General features: G+C 65.7%; 14 protein-coding genes. 5 read left to right on the plus strand and 9 right to left on the minus strand.

All coding sequences use genetic code 11. The features are described from left to right. The first annotated feature begins 611 nt into the window (after window positions 1-611). The 4 genes from V5F68_RS24240 (at window position 612) to V5F68_RS24255 (ending at window position 7,399) form a co-directional block, all read left to right on the plus strand. Window positions 612-1,574: an ABC transporter substrate-binding protein gene (locus V5F68_RS24240; protein ID WP_394100466.1), complete on the plus strand. Its 963-nt coding sequence runs from the start codon at window positions 612-614 to the stop codon at window positions 1,572-1,574. Window positions 1,575-1,745: 171 nt separating this feature from the next. After that, entirely contained in the window at window positions 1,746-3,218 is a 1,473-nt protein-coding gene (locus V5F68_RS24245) for an aldehyde dehydrogenase family protein (RefSeq protein WP_394012814.1), read from the plus strand. Window positions 3,219-3,247: 29 nt separating this feature from the next. Further along, window positions 3,248-4,921 (plus strand): thiamine pyrophosphate-binding protein, encoded by a 1,674-nt coding sequence (locus V5F68_RS24250; RefSeq protein ID WP_394012813.1) that lies wholly within the window; start codon window positions 3,248-3,250, stop codon window positions 4,919-4,921. Window positions 4,922-5,083: 162 nt separating this feature from the next. Next, window positions 5,084-7,399, plus strand: coding sequence for an HAD-IC family P-type ATPase (locus tag V5F68_RS24255; RefSeq protein WP_394012812.1), 2,316 nt, complete (start codon window positions 5,084-5,086; stop codon window positions 7,397-7,399). A gap of 30 nt (window positions 7,400-7,429) precedes the next feature. Here the strand turns inward: V5F68_RS24255 and V5F68_RS24260 are convergent, their stop codons facing one another. The 5 genes from V5F68_RS24260 to V5F68_RS24280 form a co-directional block, all read right to left on the minus strand. After that, complete coding sequence (locus V5F68_RS24260; protein ID WP_394012811.1) at window positions 7,430-8,782, minus strand: TRAP transporter large permease; 1,353 nt, start codon at window positions 8,780-8,782, stop codon at window positions 7,430-7,432. After that, window positions 8,779-9,357, minus strand: coding sequence for a TRAP transporter small permease (locus V5F68_RS24265; protein ID WP_394012810.1), 579 nt, complete (start codon window positions 9,355-9,357; stop codon window positions 8,779-8,781). The genes V5F68_RS24260 and V5F68_RS24265 overlap by 4 nt, the downstream gene beginning before the upstream one ends. Beyond that, a complete protein-coding gene (gene dctP / locus V5F68_RS24270) occupies window positions 9,354-10,373 on the minus strand; it encodes a TRAP transporter substrate-binding protein DctP (protein WP_394012809.1) in 1,020 nt (339 codons plus the stop codon). The genes V5F68_RS24265 and dctP overlap by 4 nt, the downstream gene beginning before the upstream one ends. 112 nt (window positions 10,374-10,485) lie before the next feature. Beyond that, window positions 10,486-11,703, minus strand: coding sequence for a CaiB/BaiF CoA transferase family protein (locus V5F68_RS24275; protein WP_394012808.1), 1,218 nt, complete (start codon window positions 11,701-11,703; stop codon window positions 10,486-10,488). Between the two features lie 50 nt (window positions 11,704-11,753). Next, window positions 11,754-12,488 carry a GntR family transcriptional regulator gene (locus V5F68_RS24280; protein WP_394012807.1) on the minus strand — a complete coding sequence of 245 codons (735 nt, stop codon included), beginning with the start codon at window positions 12,486-12,488 and terminating at the stop codon, window positions 11,754-11,756. 232 nt (window positions 12,489-12,720) lie between these two features. Between V5F68_RS24280 and V5F68_RS24285 the strand changes: the two genes are divergently transcribed. Further along, window positions 12,721-13,503, plus strand: coding sequence for an enoyl-CoA hydratase/isomerase family protein (locus V5F68_RS24285; RefSeq protein ID WP_394012806.1), 783 nt, complete (start codon window positions 12,721-12,723; stop codon window positions 13,501-13,503). Window positions 13,504-13,587: 84 nt separating this feature from the next. Here V5F68_RS24285 and efeO (V5F68_RS24290) read toward each other — a convergent pair whose 3' ends face one another. From efeO (V5F68_RS24290) to efeU, 4 genes are read right to left on the minus strand one after another with little or no spacing between them, the layout of a single operon-like run. Continuing rightward, window positions 13,588-14,415: an iron uptake system protein EfeO gene (efeO, locus tag V5F68_RS24290; protein ID WP_394012805.1), complete on the minus strand. Its 828-nt coding sequence runs from the start codon at window positions 14,413-14,415 to the stop codon at window positions 13,588-13,590. 41 nt (window positions 14,416-14,456) lie between these two features. Further along, window positions 14,457-15,761, minus strand: a complete 1,305-nt coding sequence (efeB, locus tag V5F68_RS24295) for an iron uptake transporter deferrochelatase/peroxidase subunit (RefSeq protein ID WP_394012804.1) — start codon at window positions 15,759-15,761, stop codon at window positions 14,457-14,459. Continuing rightward, window positions 15,758-17,002, minus strand: coding sequence for an iron uptake system protein EfeO (gene efeO, locus V5F68_RS24300; RefSeq protein ID WP_394012803.1), 1,245 nt, complete (start codon window positions 17,000-17,002; stop codon window positions 15,758-15,760). Before efeO (V5F68_RS24300) ends, efeB begins: the two co-directional genes overlap by 4 nt. Further along, the gene (gene efeU / locus V5F68_RS24305; RefSeq protein ID WP_348848596.1) at window positions 16,999-17,844 is read right to left on the minus strand and encodes an iron uptake transporter permease EfeU; all 846 of its coding nucleotides are present in this window, start codon (window positions 17,842-17,844) and stop codon (window positions 16,999-17,001) included. The genes efeO (V5F68_RS24300) and efeU overlap by 4 nt, the downstream gene beginning before the upstream one ends. Window positions 17,845-18,255 lie beyond the last annotated feature (411 nt).

Genomic DNA, 18,255 nt, shown 5'->3' on the forward strand with positions numbered 1-18,255 from the left:
GCGACCAGACGAACCATTGAGGAACGGGTCTGCGCCCCCCGCGGCGGGGACCCGCATCTTTTTGAGGCGCGCCAATCCTTCCGCCGGGAGTACGTTCTCGATCACCGCGGCCATTGCCAGCGTCGTGCCCGCAGCACGTGGAGCAGATGCCCAGGCGAGGCTTGGTGACGGTTTTCAGGACGAGACGGCGTCAAGTGGGCCTGTGCGGTCCACGGGGAAGCGGATTCAACCGAGCGCTCACGCCCCGCTCATGCGCAAATAATGGGCATGCGAAGCTGAAAAATTCACGTTGACGATCGCGCTAACTGTCAGCACGCTGATCATTCAGGGGCTGGATGCCTGGAGGAGGACCCACATGATCAGTATGCTGATTATCAGGTTCGCGGTAGCAGCGTCCCGCCGGTGATAAAATTACGTGCCCGCTCACGCGTAAAGAAAAACAAAGATCCGGAGATCTTCACGCTCTTTGATCGCGCAGCTCCGCCATCAAAGGTGTCCGCGAGTGAAATTCGGACGTTAGTTTCGCGAAGCTCATATTTATCAGAGGGGATTTGGCGATGTTGAAGCGCATCGTGCAGACAGGTGTAACGCTTGCTGCTCTTTTAGTGGGAATGCAGGCTGCGAACGCGCAGACGAAGATCAGGTTCGCGCTGGACTGGATTCCGGGCTCCGCCCACGCGCCATTTCTGATCGCGCTTCAGAAGGGCTACTACAAGGCGGAGGGCCTCGACGTCACCGTCGATCCCGGCAAGGGCTCCACCGAGGTGGTCCGCCAGCTCGCGGCGGGCGTCTATGACATGGGGTTCCCGGACATCAACGTCCTGGCCGAGTTCAATGCCCGTAATCCCGACCAGGCTTTTCCGGTCGTCATGAGTGGCTATGAGCAGGCACCGGCAGCGATCTTCTTCCTGAAATCCAAGGGTATCAAGGAGCCCAAGCAGCTCGACGGCAAGAAGCTCGGCTCCGCCGCGCACGATTCCACGTTCAAGCTGTTCCCCGTCTTCGCGCAGATCAACGGCATCGACTTGCCGTCGGTGCAGATCCAGTACATCGAGCCGAACCTGCGCGAGGCGATGCTGGCGCGCGGCGAGGTGGATGCCACGCCGGGGCAGCTTTTCAACGCTGTGATGCAGCTCAAGTCCAAGGGCGTGCCGGAAAGCGACATCGGTTACTTCATGTACAGCAAATATGGCTTGCCGCTGTACAGCAACTCCATCGCCGCCAACAAAGCCTTCCTGGAGAAGAACCCGGAAGCGGTGCGCGGCTTCCTGCGCGCCACGGTCAAGGCGGTGCGCGACATGGTGAAGGACCCCGAGGAGGGCGTGAAGGCGGCGCTCGTCTATCAGCCGCTGCTGAACGCAGACATCGAGCGTGAGCGTCTGAAGCTCGCCATGGATTGCTGCATCATCACCCCCAACGTGCTGAAGGATGGCTTCGGCGTGATGGATACCGAGCGGCTGAAGAAGGACATCGAGCTGATCGCGAAGTCCAACAACCTGCCGCGCGTGCCGACCATCGCGGAAGTCTATGATCCGTCCTACCTGCCGGCCAAGAAGGACCTGATGGTCAAGTGATCAGAGCGTACGGCGGCCTCCGGGCCGCGTGAACATTATGTCGGGCGGCGGCTGCGCGGCCCGACAGATCCGCGTGTTCAAGCCGTGAAAGGCGGGCGCATCGAAAGGCGCCCGTCCATCGCGTCCGGCTGCCGCGCCTGAAGTCCGAACATGCATGCCCACGAGGCCCTGATGACCGACGCCGTCCAGATCCCCTGTTTCATCGCGGGTCGTGAAACCTTCGGCCCACGCTTCTTCGAGAAGCATTATCCCGCCACCGGCCGGGTCGCGGCGCAGGTGGTGGAAACCGATGCCGACATGGTGGACCAGGCGGTCAGCGCCGCCCGCGCCGCGCTCAAAGGGCCGTGGAAGAACACCACCCTGGACGATCGCCTCGCCCTCATGGAGCGCATCGCGACCCTGATGGATGCCCGCCTGCACGAGATTGTCGCGGAAGAGATCGCCGACACCGGCAAGCCCATCACCATCACCACGAATGTCGAGATCCAACGCGCCATCGCCAATTTTCGCGCCTTCGCCGACATCGCGCGCAAGGCGGATGCGGAAGGCTTCGAGACACCACTGGCCAATGGCGGGCGGGCGCGCAACCGCATCATCCGCAATCCCATCGGCGTGGTGGGCATCGTCGCCCCCTGGAACCTGCCGCTGCTGCTGCTCACCTGGAAGGTCGCCCCGGCCCTCGTGTGCGGCAATACCATCGTCGTGAAGCCGTCCGAACATTCCCCGCGCACCGCGGTTCTGCTGGCGAAGATTGCCAAAGAGGCCGGCCTGCCCGACGGCGTGCTGAACATCGTCCACGGCCATGGCGCCGGCGCGGCTGGAAGCTTCCTCGTGTCCCATCCCGGCGTCAACGCGCTCGCCTTCACCGGCGAGACGCGCACGGGCGAAGCGATCATGCAGGCGGCCGCGCAGGGGCCGCGCCCGGTTTCGCTCGAGCTTGGCGGCAAGAACCCGGCGCTGATCTTCGGCGATTGCGACCTCCCCGCCGCGATTGCGGGTACTGCGCGTTCCATGTTCGACAATTGCGGGCAGGTCTGCCTGACCACGGAGCGCATCTTCGTGCACCGCTCTGTGTTCGAGCCGTTCGTCGCGGGCATCGCCGCGGCGGCACGGGCCCTGAAGCCGGGTGACCCCATGGCTGCCGAGACCACGCTTGGCCCGGCGATCAGCGCCACCCAGCGCGACAAGGTGCTCGGCTATTATGCGCGCGCCAAGGAGGCAGGCGCGAGCGTGATCGCCGGCGGCGGCGGGCTCGACATGCCGGCGCCGTTCGAGAACGGTTATTGGGTCGCGCCCAGCATCTTCTCTGGCCTGCCGGACGATGCGGAGATCTGCCGCCGGGAAGTGTTCGGGCCCTGCGGCCATGTCTCCGTGTTCGACGACGAGGACGAGGTGATCGCCCGGGCCAATGCCACCGACTACGGCCTCGCCGCCACCGTCTGGACGCGCGATGAAGCGCGCCAGGACCGGGTCGCGACCCAGCTCCAGAGCGGCACGGTGTGGGTGAATTGCTGGCGCGTGCGGGACGAGCGCGCGGCCTTCGGCGGCTTCAAGCGCTCCGGCGTCGGCCGGGAAGGCGGCGCCTGGTCGCTGGACTTTTATTCCGAGCTGAAGACCATCTGCGCGCTGGAGCCGGCACGCTGAGCCGCGGGCTTGATGAGGAAACACCGCCAATGAACACCCATAGCCCAGCGCCCGCACAGGCCGCGACGGCCACCCGCAACGGCGGGCAGATCCTGGTGGATGCGCTGCGTATCCATGGTGCCGACCGCATCTTCGGCGTGCCGGGCGAAAGCGCGCTGCCGATCTTCGATGCCATGCACGAGGGCGAGCACGGCGTGCGCTTCATCGTCTGCCGGCATGAGGCGAACGCGTCCCATATGGCGGAAGCGGATGGCAAGCTCACCGGCCTGCCGGGCCTGTGCCTCGTCAGCCGGGGGCCGGGCGCGATGCATGCGACGGTGGGCGTGCATACCGCCTGGCAGGATTCCACGCCGATGATCCTCATCGTCGGCCAAGTGCCCCGCACCACGCGTGGGCGCGAGGGCTTCCAGGAAATCAATTACACCCGCGTGTTCGCGGACATGACGAAATGGGTCGGCGAGATCGAGAGCCCCGATCTGATCCCGGAATATGTGAGCCGGGCCTATCACATCGCAACCCAGGGGCGACCGGGGCCGGTGGTGCTGTCCATTCCCGAGGACGTGCTGAGCAGCACCAGCGCGGTGGCAGATGCGCCGGCCTTCCGGCCGACCTCCGCCGCCCCCGCGCCGGAAGACATGGTGCGTTTGCGCGACCTGCTCCAGCAGGCGCAGCGGCCGCTGGTGATCATCGGCGGCAGCACCTGGACGCCGGGCGCCGCCGCGAAGGTCAGCGCCTTCTGCGCCGCCAATGCGCTGCCGGTGGTGGCGGGGTTCCGCTCCCAGGATCTCGTAAACAACGAGCAGCTTCATTACGTCGGGCATCTCACGCTCGGCTCCAGCCCCGCCCTGACCGAGCGGGTGAAGACCGCCGATGTGCTGCTCGTCATCGGCGATCGCCTCGGGGAGATCACCAGCAAGGCCTATACGGCGCTGGACGTGCCCGCGCCCAAGCAGACCCTGATCCACGTCCACCCCGGCGCCGAGGACCTTGGGCGGGTTTACACCGCCGATCTGCCGATCCTCGCCGGTATGGAGCGTTTCGCCGACGCGCTGACCGAGCTGGAATTGCTGGACGCTTCGCCGTGGCGCGGGTGGACGGCCGAGGCGCGGGCGGCGTTCGAAGCCTACCAGCAGCCGCCGACACGCACCGCTGGCTTCGATCTCGGCAAGATGATCCTGCACCTGCGGGAAACGCTGCCGGACGACGCGATCGTCGCCAATGGCGCCGGCAATTACACCGTGTGGCTGCACCGCTTCTTCCGCTACCGGACCTTCGGCACGCAGATGGCGCCGAAATCCGGCAGCATGGGCTATGGCCTGCCGGGCGCCATCGCCGCGAAACTGCGTCATCCCGAGCGCACCGTGGTTGCGCTCGCGGGCGACGGCTGTTTCCAGATGGCCTCGCCGGAATTCGCCACGGCCGTTCACCACAAGCTGCCGATCGTGGTCATCGTCGTGAACAATGCGATCTACGGGTCCATCCGCATGCATCAGGAGCGGCACTTTCCGGGCCGGCCGAGCGGCACCTTCCTCACCAATCCCGATTTTGCCGCCTTGGCGCAGAGCTATGGCGCCCATGGCGAGGTGGTGACGCAGGATGGGGAATTCCCGGCCGCCTTCGCCCGTGCCCTGTCGGCCGGCGGCCCCGCCATCGTGGAAGTGCGCGTGCCCTCCAATCAACTGACCCCGGACATGATCATTTGAGGGCGCGCGGGCGGTTCTGAACGGCGGTTTTGTCGCTGCGCGGAATGAGATGCCCCAAGGGCGCCTCACGCGATTGTGGGCGGGCGGGCCACGCAAGATCAAGGTGCCAGGGCGCTATGCTTTCTAGAAGTCCATCCGAGTGAATGGACGAGAAGGCGAGCTATGGCGGATCTCTCTCCCGGCTTGACCGCCGACGAGGCAAGGCTACGTCTTGAACGCGACGGCCCGAACGCCGTCGCCGATGTGGTGCAGCACCCGCTGCGCCGGGCGATCAACAAGCTCTGGGCGCCCGTGCCCTGGATGCTTGAAGCGGCGATCCTGCTCCAGATCGTCATCGGGGACTATGCCGAGGCCGGAATCGTCGCGCTCCTGCTGGTGTTCAACGCGGGGCTCGGCTTCTTCCAGGAACGGCGCGCCCAGGCGACCCTCGATGCGCTGAAATCGCGCCTGGCCCTGGTCGCCTCGGTCCGGCGCGACGGCACGTGGCAGACGCTGCCGGTGGATCAGCTGGTGTCGGGCGACGTGGTGAAACTGTCGCTGGGCGGGATCGTGGCGGCGGACGTGCGGCTGGTCGAGGGCGCGATCCTGCTCGACCAATCCATGGTCACCGGAGAATCCATGGCCATCGAGGCAGGCCCTGGGGTGGAAGCCTATGCGGGCACGCTGGTGCGGCGCGGGGAGGCGGTGGCGGAGGTGATCGCCACCGGGGCGCGCACCAAATTCGGGCGCACGGCCGAACTCGTCCGCTCGGCTTCGGTTCAAAGCTCGCAGCAGAAGACGGTCCTGGGTGTCGTGCGCAATTTGGTGCTGTTCAACGGGGTGGTGACGGTCCTGCTCGGCATCTATGCGGTGTGGCTTCCGATGCCGGCCGCCGAGTTCGTGCCGCTGATGCTGGTCGCGATCCTGGCGTCCATTCCTGTCGCGCTCCCGTCCATGTTCACCCTCGCGGCGGCGGTGGGGGCTCGCGCCTTGGCACGACGGGGCGTGCTGCCCACGAGCCTATCTGCGGTGGACGAGGCCGCCGGCATCGATGTCCTGTGTTCCGACAAGACGGGGACGCTGACCCGAAACGAGCTGGCCGTGATGTCGGTCGTCGCCATGCCGGGATTTGCCGAGGCGCAGGTGCTTGCGCTCGCCGCGCGCGCAAGTTCGGATGGCGGGCGGGATCCGGTGGACGCGGCGGTCCGCGCCGCCGCCGCGCGAACGCCGTTCCAGGGCGCCCCGGCGCTGGTTTCTTTCACACCCTTCGACCCCGCCCGCAAACGGGCGGAGGCGACGGTTCGCGCAGCGGATGGCGCCATCCTCTGCGTGGTCAAGGGCGCCTTCGGCGTGATCGCCGGCCTTGCATCGGCGTCGGCCGCGGTGCCGGGAGCGCTGGCGGACCTCGAGGCGCAGGGGTTTCGTGTGCTCGCGGTTGCCTCCGGGCCGCCCGGGGCGCTCGCCATCATCGGGCTGGTGGCGCTCAGCGATCCGCCGCGCGCGGATTCCGCCGCGCTGGTCGCGGAACTCTCCGCCCTCGGCGTGCGCACGGTGATGGTGACGGGGGACGCGCGGTCCACCGCCGAAGTGGTGGCCGGCGCGGTCGGCATCACCGGCCGGACCTGGGCCACCACGCCCGTGCCGCAGGACCTGCGAGCGGACGATTACGCGATCTTCGCCGGCGTGCTGCCGGAGGATAAATATCTGCTGGTCAAGGCGCTGCAAAAGACCGGGCATATCGTCGGCATGTGCGGCGACGGCGCCAACGATGCGCCCGCCCTGCGCCAGGCGCAGATGGGGATCGCCGTCTCGACCGCCAGTGACGTCGCGAAATCGGCGGCGGGCATCGTGCTCACGGAGCCCGGGCTGGGCGGGATCGTGGCGGCGATCGTGGAAGGGCGGACCACGTTCCAGCGGATTCTCACCTACACGCTCCGCGCGATCCTTCATAAGGTGGTCCAGGTGCTGTTTCTGGCGGCAGGCCTGATGATCACCGGGCATGCCATCCTCACACCCACGCTGATGGTGCTGATGATGGTGTGCGGCGACTTTCTCGCCATGTCATCCTCCACCGACAATGTGCGCCCTTCACCTCGGCCGAACACGTGGCGCATCCGCAATCTCACCATCGCCGGCGTCATCATGGGCTTCGTCGACCTGATGTTCTGCGTCGCGAGCCTCGCGGCCGGGAAGTTCATTCTCGATCTGGATACGCAGACACTGCGCACCTTGGCGGTGGTGACACTGGTGTTCAGCGGGCAGGCGGTGTTCTATGTGGCGCGAGAGCGCCTGCACCTGTGGAGTTCGCGGCCCGGCGCGTGGCTGATCGCGTCGTCAGTCGTGGACCTGACTCTGATCTGCACCCTCGCGCTGAAGGGCGTGCTGATGGCGCCCCTGCCGGCCCATCTCATCGGCGCCATAGGCCTCGCGGCGGTCGCTTTGGCTTTCGTCCTCGATGCGGTGAAGCAGGTGCTGTTCCGCCGGCTCGCCATCGTCTGACGGCGGCCGACGAAACAGGGCTCTTTGAGGCTACCGCCCCTTGCCCATGACGAGATCTGGAAGACCGGTCGCGATCTGGGGGAAGAGGCAGAGCAGGACCACGGCGAGCATCATCAGCAGCACGAAGGGAACGGTGCCCCAGATCACGTCCTTCAGCGGAATGTCGGGGGCGATGTTCTTGATGACGAAGATGTTCAGCCCCACGGGTGGGTGAATCAGCCCCATTTCCATGACGATGGTCATCACCACGCCGAACCAGATCAGATCGAAGCCGGCGGCTTTTAGCGGCGGCAGGATGATGGGCGCGGTCATCAGGATGATCGACACCGGCGGCAGGAAGAAGCCGAGCACCACCACCAGCACCAATATGGTCGCCAGCAGCAGCCATTTGGACAGGTGCAGCGCCACGATCGCCTGCGCCGCCGCCTGGGAGATGTGCAGATAGCTCATCACATAGGAATAGAGCAGCGACATGCCGATGATGAGCATCAGCATGGTGGCCTCCCGCAAGGTGGAGGTGAGGATCGGCTCGAGATCCTTCGGGGTCCAGACCTGGTAGATGAGGGCGATCAGCACCAGGGCCAGGATCCCGCCGAGGCCGGCGGTCTCGGAGGGGGTGGCATAGCCGCCGTAGAGGGCGACCATGACGCCGGTGAGCAGGATCACGAAGGGCAGCACCCGCGGCAGCGCGGCGAAGCGGTCGCGCATGGTGAGGTTCTCTTCGTGCAGGATCGGCGATGCGGCGCCGGTCTGCTCGTAGAGATGCTTGGCGCGGGCGAACTCCTGGCGGAAGCGCACCATGGCATAGGCGGCGAACAGCATCACCAGCAGCAGGCCCGGCCCGAGCCCGGCGAGGAACAGGCGGCCGAGCGATTGCTCGGCGGCGACCGCATAGAGGATCATGGTGATGGAGGGCGGCAAAAGGATGCCGAGCGTTCCGCCGGCGGCGATCAGGCCGGCGGCAAAGCCGCCCGAATAGCCGCGCTTGCGCATCTCGGGAATGCCGGCGGAGCCGATGGCCGAGCAGGTGGCGGGGGAGGAGCCGGCCATGGCGGCGAACAGGGCGCAGGCGAACACATTGGCGATGCCGAGGCCGCCGGGGATCTTGTGCATCCAGGCATGGAGCGCGGAATAGAGATCCTGCCCGGCGCGCGACTTGCCGATGGCGGCGCCCTTGAGGATGAACAGGGGGATGGAGAGGAGGGTGATGGAGGCCATCTCCTCATAGACGTTCTGGGTGACCGTATCGAGGGATGCGGCGGGCATGAAGCCGAGCATGAACACCACCGCCACCGCCCCCAGCGCGAAGGCGATGGGCATGCCGATGAACATGGTGAGCAGCGTCGCCCCTCCATACATCAGGCCGACGACGAGCGTGCTCATGGGCGGCCTCCGGTCCGGTGGCTGTGCGGCGCGAGTGCGGTCACCACTTGCAGGGCGATCTGCAGGCACAGCAGGCCCATCCCAAGGGTCATGGTGGCGTAGGGGATCCAGAGCGGAGGCGCCCAGGAGGACGAGGACACCTGCCCCTCAATCCAGGCTTCCTCCAGCAATGCGAACGACTTCCAGGTGAAGAAGGCGCAGAAGGCGAGGCTGGCGATGTCCACCACCAGCAGCCGGGCGGCGTTCACGCGCGGCGGCAGGAGGGCACTCAGCGCCTCGATGGCCACATGGCCTCGCCGGCCCTGCACATAAGCCGCGGTCATGAAGGTGGCGCCGACCAGCAGGAAGACGGAGGCCTCGTCCTGCCAATAGCTCATGGACCCGAACGCGAGCCGCGAGGCGACGCTATAGGAGAGGATCAGCCCGGCGAGCACGAGGACCAGCGCGGCCAGCAGCACGATGATGCGGTTGAGCAGGGCCATCGCGCGGGCAAGGGCGGCGAGAACCTCGCCGCCTTGCGTGCGCGCCGGGAAACCGGCGTCGGTGTCCGGCGCAGTATCCAGCGTCGGAATCATGCGGAGGCCGCCAGTGCGAGCAGCTTCGCGCAGTTCTCGCTTTTGCCCGCGAAGTCCTTCCAGGCGGTTTCCTTGGAAATGGCGACCCATTTGCTGATGATGTCCGGGGTCAGCATATGGACGTCGGCGCCCGCCTTCTTGTAGGTCTGCTCGACGCGCTCGTCGTCGGCGAGCGCACCCTTCAGCCCGAATTCCTGCAATTCCAGCCCGACCGAGGTCACGATCTGCTTCTCCTTGTCGGAGAGGCTGTCGAAGATGATCTTCGAGATCAGCAAAGGCTGGAACGTGAACTGGTAGGAATTGCCTCGCCCGGTCGCGAGATGCCGTGCGACTTCTTCGGTACGGAAGGAAATCATGCTGGTGGAAGAGGTCACGGCGGCTTCGCAGATGCCGGTCTGCATGGCGACATAGAGCTCGTTGGACGGGAACGAGACCACGGTGCTGCCGATGCGCTGGAACACGAGGTCCATCTCGCGCGAGCCGCCGCGCACCTTCACGCCCTTGGCATCCTCCGGCGCGACCACCGGCTGCGCTTTGCTCACGCAGCCCGCCGCCTGCCACACCCAGGTCAGAATCATCACACCTTTGGCGGCCAGCGCGCTTTCCAGCACCTCGCCCGCGGGCTTGGTGCGCCAGGACAGGCCGTGCTCATAGGTGGTCACGATTCCGGGCAATTGCGCGATGTTGCATTCCGGAATCTCGCCGCCCGCATAGGCAATAGGAAACAGCGAGAGATCGAGCGCGCCCTTCCGCAAGGCGGAGAATTGCGCATTGGTCTTCATCAGCGAGGAGCCGGGATAGACATTGAACTTCAACGCGCCGTCGGAGCGTTTCTCAACCTCGGCGGCGAATTTGTTCACCAATTGGTCGCGGAAGTCGCCGTCGCTTCCCGTCGCGCCGGGAAACTGGTGCGAGATCTTGAGGATGCGGGCGTCCGCCCGGGCCTGTCCGGTGCTGCGGATGACGAACGGCGCGGCGATGGCGCCGGACACAAAAAGTCTGCGACTGATCTTCATGGCGTTTCTCCCAAAATGGTCCGACGTTGCGGAGCGGGCGTGTTTTTTCGCACCCGGTTCTTCTCGCGCGGGGCCGTGGCTCAGCCTCGCGCCTGCGTGTTTCGTGCGGTGGTCAGGCGGCGTCCTCGTTGGCGGAGAGCGCGGCCTGCGCCACCACCCCGCGCGATTCCAGTTCCTGGATTTCGGCGGCCGCGTAGCCGTAGTTCGCGAGCACCTCGCGGGTGTGCTGGCCGAGCAGCGGCGGGACGCGGCGGATCCAGCCATCTTCGGTGCCGGCCATCTTCAACGGGCTGGAAAGCTGCGACAGCGGGCCGAGGGTGGGGTGCGGCAGGGTTTCCACCAGGCCGAGATGGGCCACCTGCTCATCATTGAGGGCATCCGCGATGGTGTTGATGGGCCCGGCGGGAATTTCCGCCGCCACCAGCTGGGCGGTCCAATGGGCGCGGGTGCCGCGCGCCAGCTCCGCTTCGATGATCTCGCGCAGAAGCTGCCGATGCTCCATGCGGCGCGCATTGTCGAGGAAGCGCGGATCGCTCTTCAGGTCCGGCCGCTCCAGGATGTCACACAGCTTCAGCCACATCTCCTGGGTCGCGGCGCCGATGTTCATGTCGCCGTCGCCGGCGCGGAACACGCCATAGGGGGTGATCACGGGGTGAACGTTTCCGGTCGGCTCAGCGACTTCGCCGATGCTCAGATAACGTTGGCCCTGCACGCTGAGCAGGCTGATGAGGCTGGAGAGCAGCGAGGTCTCCACATGGTCGCCGCGGCCCGTATCCTGCCGCGCGATCCAGGCGCTCAGCACGCCGATGGCGAGCCACATGCCAGAGGTGAGATCGCCGATGGCGATGCCGACGCGGGTCGGCTCGGTGGTGCCGGTAAAGCTCATGAAGCCGGAATAGCCTTGGGCGATCTGGTCGAAGCCGGGGCGCGCGCTCAACGGGCCGGAGGAGCCGAAACCGCTGATGCTGGCGATGATCAGGTCCGGCTTGAGGGCCCGTAGTTTCTGCGGATCAAGGCCGAGCTTGGCCATGGTGCCGGGCTTGAAATTTTCGATGATGACGTCGGACTTCAACGCCATCTCGCGCAGCAGCCGCAGACCTTCCGCCGAGCGGAAATCGAGCGCGATGCCGCGCTTGTTGCGGTTGCCGGAGAGGTAATAGGCGCTCTCGGTGCGGTCGAACGGACCCCAGGTGCGGATCATGTCGCCGCCGCCCACCGGCTCCACCTTGATCACATCGGCGCCGAGGTCCCCCAGGATCATGCTGCAGAACGGGCCGGACAGGGCGCGGGTCAAATCCAGGACGCGCATCTTTTCGAGGGGCAGAGGCATGGCGCAGGTCATCTTGCTTTTGTGTGGCGGGGCGGGGGGCGCGCGCGGCGCTATTTCACCACCGCGAGATAAGATGCGGGCAGTTGGTCGAGCAAAACCGACACCAGTTCGGTCTGCAGCGTCAGGTGCTGCTTCATGAGCTTGTGCGCGCCCTCCTCGCGGCATTCGAGAATGGCTTCGGTCACCTGCTCGTGTTCGCGGCTGGATTTGCGCATGCGCGCGGGTGTCGTGAGCCAATATCGGCGATAGGGCGCGAGGCGCTTGCGCAGCAAGGTCGCCTGCTCGCCCAGGAAATCATTATGGCTGCCGCGATAGACGATCTCGTGGAAGCTGAAATTCGCCTCCGCATAGTCCTTGCAGGCGTCCGGCCCCTCCTTCTGCGCCAGCTCGCGGCAGCGCTCCATCGCGTGGGCGAGGGAGTCGCGTTCGAGCGTGGTCATACGCGCAGCGGCGAGCGCGGCGCACATGCCCTCCAGTTCGGCCATGACCTCGAACATCTGCACCATGCGCTGGAGGGACAGCGGCGCGACCACGGCGCCGACCCGCTGGCGGATATGCACGAAATCGATCGCGGCGAGCTGCAGGAAGGCCTCGCGGATGGGGGTCTTCGACACGCCGAAGCGCTTCGCGAGGCTCACGTCGTCGAGCTTCTCGCCCGGCTCCAGCCGGCCCGAGACGATCTCCTGCTCGAGATAGCGGTAGATGGCATCGGCATGGGTGCCGGACCCCCGCAGGAGGCCTTCCTCCTTGCCCTCTGCCGGCTTGGCCGCTGTCTCTTTGCGCACGGGCTGCACTCCCTTTGAGGCGATCTTGTCCAAAAAAATATTATTTGCAATTGAAAAAATATTATTTGACCAGTGTGACGCTGCGAAATGCCCCAAGGAGGAATGGCTGGCGCCTGATGTCTCGAAAAGGAAGCGAGAAACCATAAAAATATTTTTTATATGAGTCATGGAATATTATAAACGCATAAATCGGCCAACCAGGCTGCGTCAGGCGAAGGGCGAGACGGACCACATGAGCGGCGAGATCAAATTCGAGATGCAGGAGGCCATCGGGGTGGTCACGATCCATAATCCGGGCAAGCGCAACGCGCTGACCGTTGCCATGTGGACCAGCCTGCGTGATCTCTTCCTGCGCCTCGATGCGGAGCGCGCGTGCCGCTGCATCCTCCTCACCGGCGGCGGCGGTGCGTTCGCGGCGGGCGCGGATATCAGCGAGTTCGAGCAGGAGCGGTCCACACGCGCCCAGGTGACCCGCTATCACGAGGTCCATGTCGGCCCGGCGCTCGACGCCATCCTCAGGTGCGGCATTCCCACGGTTGCGAAGATCCGCGATGCCTGCATGGGCGGGGGCATGGAGATCGCCGCGCTCTGCGACCTGCGCATCGCGAGCACCGATGCGAAATTCGGCATTCCCATCAACCGGATGGGTTTTCCCCTCGCGTTCGGCGAAACCGAGCTTCTGTTCAAGCTGTTCGGACGCGGTGTGCTGGCCGAGCTGGTGCTGGAGGGGCGCGTGTTCGCGGCCGACGAGGCGCTTCAGAAAGGCATCGTGCAGCGGGTCGTCGCGCCGGATGCGCTTGATGATGAAGCGATGGCCACCGCGCTGCGCATTGCTGGCGGTTCCCCGCTCGCCCACCGCAGCAGCAAGGCGCAATTGCTGCGGCTTTTGCGCGACTGGACCCCGGTCTCGGCCGAAGAGCGCGCGGCGTTCTACGATTTCGCGGAAACGCAGGACTATAAGGCCGGCTACGAGGCGTTCCTGAAGAAGGAGCGCGCGGTCTTCTCCGGAATCTGACCAGGCTTGGCGCGCGCCGGTTCTCTTTGATATGCACCGACCGCGCGGGGGACCCCCCCGCGCGGTCTTATCGGTGGCGCCGGCTCATTTCAGGCCGAGCAGCCCGCGCATCTTGGAGAGATCCTCGGCCAGCGTATTGACCGGACCGGCCAGGGCCTTGCGATCCTTCTTGCTGAGCTTGTCGTAGCTCTCGAAGCCGTCGGCGGTCTTGTACTTGACCAGGATGGCATCCACGGACGCGAAGTTCGCATCCACCTTCTTCAGGAAGGCTTCGTTCTTCGGGTCCTTCGCCAGCAGCGGCTTGAACAGGGTGTAGACTTCCTGCGCGCCATCGATATTGGCCTGGAAATCCATCAGGTCGGTGTGGCTGTATCGGTCTTCCTCTCCGGAAATCTTGGTGGCCGCCACTTCCTCCAGCAGCGCGGCAGCGCCGCCGACCACCTTCTCGGGCGGGAAGGTGAGGCCCTTCACGCGCGCCTGCAGGTCGTTGACGTCCGCCATCAGCTTGTCGGCGAAGGGGGCGAGGCCGTCGGTGCTGTTGGCGACGAACAGGCCGTATTCGATGCGGTGATAGCCGGTGAAGGTCGGGTCCTTCTCCTTCTTGGCATGGTCGTCGGCGCGCGAATCGATGGCGCCATCGAGATCGCTGAACAATTCGGCGATCGGCTCGATGCGCTCGTAATGGGCGCGGGCCGCGGCATACAGCGCCTTGGCCTTCGCGAGGTCGCCCGCCTTCACGGCGTCGGTGAATTCCTTGGTGGAGGCGACGAACGCTTCCAGCTCCTTGGTCACATAGACCTTGTACTGGGCGATCGGCGCGACCAGGTCGAGCGGGGAGATCGCCGCCTTCGCCCCGGCTGCGCCGAGGGTCAGCGACAGCGCGGTCGCGAGCATGAGAACAGAGCGCTTCATGGGAATGACTCTCCAGTAGGAAACGGGATTGTTTGGAAGGGTCAGGTGGGCTCGCCGGGGGCGAGCAGGGCGCGGCCGAGGAAATCGGACGGGCCGGAAACGCCGGGCAAAGCGAAGAAATAGCCGCCGCCGATGGGCTTGATGTATTCCTCAAGCGGCTCGCCGTTCAGGCGCTTTTGCACCGTGATGAAGCCCTTCTCGAGGTCCGCCTGATAGGCGATGAACAGCAACCCCATCTCCAACTGGCCGGATTTTGAGATGCCGTTGGAATAGTTGAAGGGCCGCCGCAGGATGAGGTTCGCCTGCGAGGCGCCGTTGCGTGGATTGGCGAGACGGATATGGGCGTCGAGCCGGGTTAGCCGCCCCTTCGGATCGGCGGCGAAATTGGGCACATCCTGCTCGGTGTGGCCGCCGAAGGGGGCGCCGGTCGCCTTCTTGCGGCCGATGATCTCTTCCTGCTCCAGCAGCGGGGTGCGGTCCCACCGCTCGACGAAATTGCGGATGATCCGCACCACCTGATAGGAGCCGTTCGCGGCCCAGTCCGGCTCTTCCCCGCCCTTCACCCACACGATGCGGTCCATCATCGCGCCGTCGGCGGAATCCGGATTGGCCGAGCCGTCGCGAAAGCCGAGGAAATTGCGCGCGCTTTCCGCCTTGGCGCCGGGCCGCGCGGGGATGACGGGAACCGAACCTTCCTGCTTCCAGCGCACCAGCAGCAGGTCCGGCAGGTTCTTCACGATGTCGCGCAGCGCGTGGATGTTCGTGTCTGCCGTATTCGAGCAGAACTGGAGCATCAGATCCCCGTGGCACAGTTCGGGATCGAGGGCATCGTTGGGAAACTGTTCCATCGTGGTCAGATGGCGCGGCTTCTTCGCGGCGAGCCCGAAGCGCTCGTCGAACAGCGAGGCGCCCAGCGAGACCGTTACGGTCAGATTGTCGGGCACCACCACCGGCCCGAGAATGCCGGAATCCGCCGGCGGCAGCTTGGGATCGAGCTTTGGCGGGGTGCCGCCCTGCATCAGGAAGGCGATGCGCTCGGTGAGGGTGCGGAACAGGCGCTCAAGCTCGGGCCGCGTGGTGGCGAGCACGTCGAACGCCACCACCATGCCAGTGGCCGGGCGGGGCGTGACGATGCCGCTTTGCTGGACACCGTAGAAATCCACGCGCTCGGCGGTGCGGTTGCTTTCCGGCGCCGTGGTGACCGGGCTCGAACTGTCGTCGGCGCGGGCGACCGCAGCGCCGCCGAGCATGCCGGCCGCTGCGCCGCCGATCGCGCCGAAGCCCTTCAGCAGGCTGCGACGATCGAGCGAGGAGGTGCGATGCGGGGAAGAGGGAAGGGATGTCATGGTGCCGAACGTCCTGAAGTGGTCAGGCCAAGCGCTGCCCCCAGCGTGTTCATGTCGTCGCCGAGCGTATTGAGCGCCGTGGCGATCGCGGCGCGCTGGTCCGCCGCGACGGTTTCGAAGGAAGAAAAGCCCGTGCCGTCGCGATGTGCGGCAAGCAAAGCGGTGAGCGCGGCGCCGTCCGCCTCAATGCGAGCCGGCAGGCCGGGCGATGCCTTTTCCGCGAGCGGGCGCAGCAAGTGCGCAATGCCAAGCACCGCGTCTGCTTCGGCCTGGATGTCTGCAAGGTCGGAATGCGCGTATTTTTCCGCGGCCCCCGCAGCTTCCAGGCCCGCCGCCCGGTGCATCAGGCGCGCCGCGCCGGAAACCATGCGCTCCGGCAGCAGTTGGAGGGTCGCCATGCGCTGGTTGAGTTCGCCCGCATCGGCCGCGAGCGCCTCCGCCTGAGCCTGCAGCCCATCCGTGGATCCCTTGGCGAACAGGCCATATTCCAGGCGATGCAGGCCCGTGAACAGGGGATCGTTTTCCCGTCCGCCGAAATCGTCGGCGCGGGCATCGAGGCGAGTGTCCAGATCGGCGAACAGGTCCGCCGCCGGCGCAAGGTGGGCATAAGAGAGGCGCGCCGTCCCATAGAGCGCGCGGGCGTGGTCCAGATCGCCCGCCTTCACGGCTTCCGCGAGCGCGGACGTCGCCTTCGCGAAATCGCCGGCCTGGGCGAGCAATTGCACCTGATATTCCGCAAGGGGCCCGATGAACGCCAGCAGGGTCGGCGCTGCCGGCTCGGCACCGGCCGTCTGCGAGGGCGTGACGTGCAGCTTGCCGCGCGGATTGCTCAGCAGGCCGCAGGTGATGTCATAGGTGCCGGCGGCGAGGGAGGCGGCGATGGATTGGGTGATGCCGGGGGCGATGTTCTCGCGCTCCTCCACCACCATGACGCCGTCGAGAATTTCCCATTCCATCACCCGGTTGGACCGGTTGGTGATGGCGAAGGTGGTGCGCCCGGCGGGCACGGTGAGGTCCATGGGGTCGCAGGCGCTGTCGGTGACGACCACCGCCACCGCGCCGGCGTTTTCCGCGGCCTTGCGGCGGGCGGCGAGGCTGGTCGCCCAATAGAAGGCGGCGAATGCGAGCACCAGCAGCAGGCCGGAACCGACGATGGCGAGGCGCATGGCCTTGCGCGACGGCGCGGGCGGTCCGCCGACGGGCGATGCCGTCTTTGGGGCTGTGTCCACGACGCCGGTCATCGCGCGCCGCCACGCTGGGCCACGGAATGGGGCGCCGCAGGCTTCGCGGGCGGAGCGAGGAACAGGAACAGGGTGATCGCCAGGAAGGCCACATAGGCGATGACGGCGGTCAGGCTCGGCGCATCCTGGTAGCCGAGCAGGCCGGCGATCACCGTTCCGAAGGCGCCGTCCGCGGGCAGTACGCCGGACAGATCGAAGGCGGTCTGCTGGAGGTGATTCCACAGGCCCGCCTCGTGCAGCGACCGCACCGCGCCTGCGAGGATGCCGGCGGCGACGACGAGGATGAAGATGCCTGTCCAGCGGAAGAAGCGACGCAGATCGAGGTGCACCCCGCCGGCATAGATGCCATAGCCGAGCGCGAACGCGACGCCGAGGCCGAGGACCGCGCCGGCCGGTGCGCCCATGCCGCTGCTCTGCTGGAACGTGGCCAGCAGGAAGAACACCGATTCGACGCCCTCGCGCGCCACCGCGAAGAACACCATTGCGATCAGCGCGAGGGTCTGGTGGCGCTCGGTGAACGCGGCGTCGATGGAGGCCTGCAACTCGCCCTTGATGGAGCGGCCCATGCGGCGCATCCAGAACACCATGGAGGTGAGCACGAACACCGCCACCAGGCCGACGCCGGCTTCGAATGCTTCCTGAAGCTTCTGGGGAAACTCGGCGCTCGCGAACTGAAGTCCCGCACCGACGAACAGCGACAGGGCGGCGGCGAGCAAGATGCCGACCCAGATTGCGGGCATCCAAGCGTCGCGCCCGGTCTTTTTCAGATAGCCCGCAATAATGCCGACTATGAGGGCCGCCTCAATGCCCTCGCGCAGCATTATCAGGAAAGAAACAAGCATGCTCTTCAGATCCGGATTAAGATAACCTAGGGTAATATTCGCGATTGCTGCCCGCCTCGGAATACTGTTACATCGTCCGAAAGCGCGCGGCCATGGATCGCCAAAACTTAATAAATCGAATAATTCCAATGTTTGTACATGACGTTGCGTAAGCCGTTTGACTTCGAGCGGTCAACGGGCGGATCATGAGCGCATGCTCAGAATCGGCTTGCCGGGGCGGGTGCGTGAAAATCTCAGCGTATTTGAGTTAAGCGGAAATAGGTCAAGTATATGAAAGTAAATGGCGTCGGAATGTTTCCTGCGTCGTTAATTGAAGTAAGATTTTCGGAATTTTGTTATCAGTTATAGTGTTGTGTCCTTGCTGTGCGAGGGTGCGACGGCAGGACGCGTTTCAAATTTGCAACAGGGCAC

The sequence above is a fragment of the Roseixanthobacter pseudopolyaromaticivorans genome (genome assembly GCF_043195145.2).
Lineage (GTDB): Bacteria > Pseudomonadota > Alphaproteobacteria > Rhizobiales > Xanthobacteraceae > NCEH01.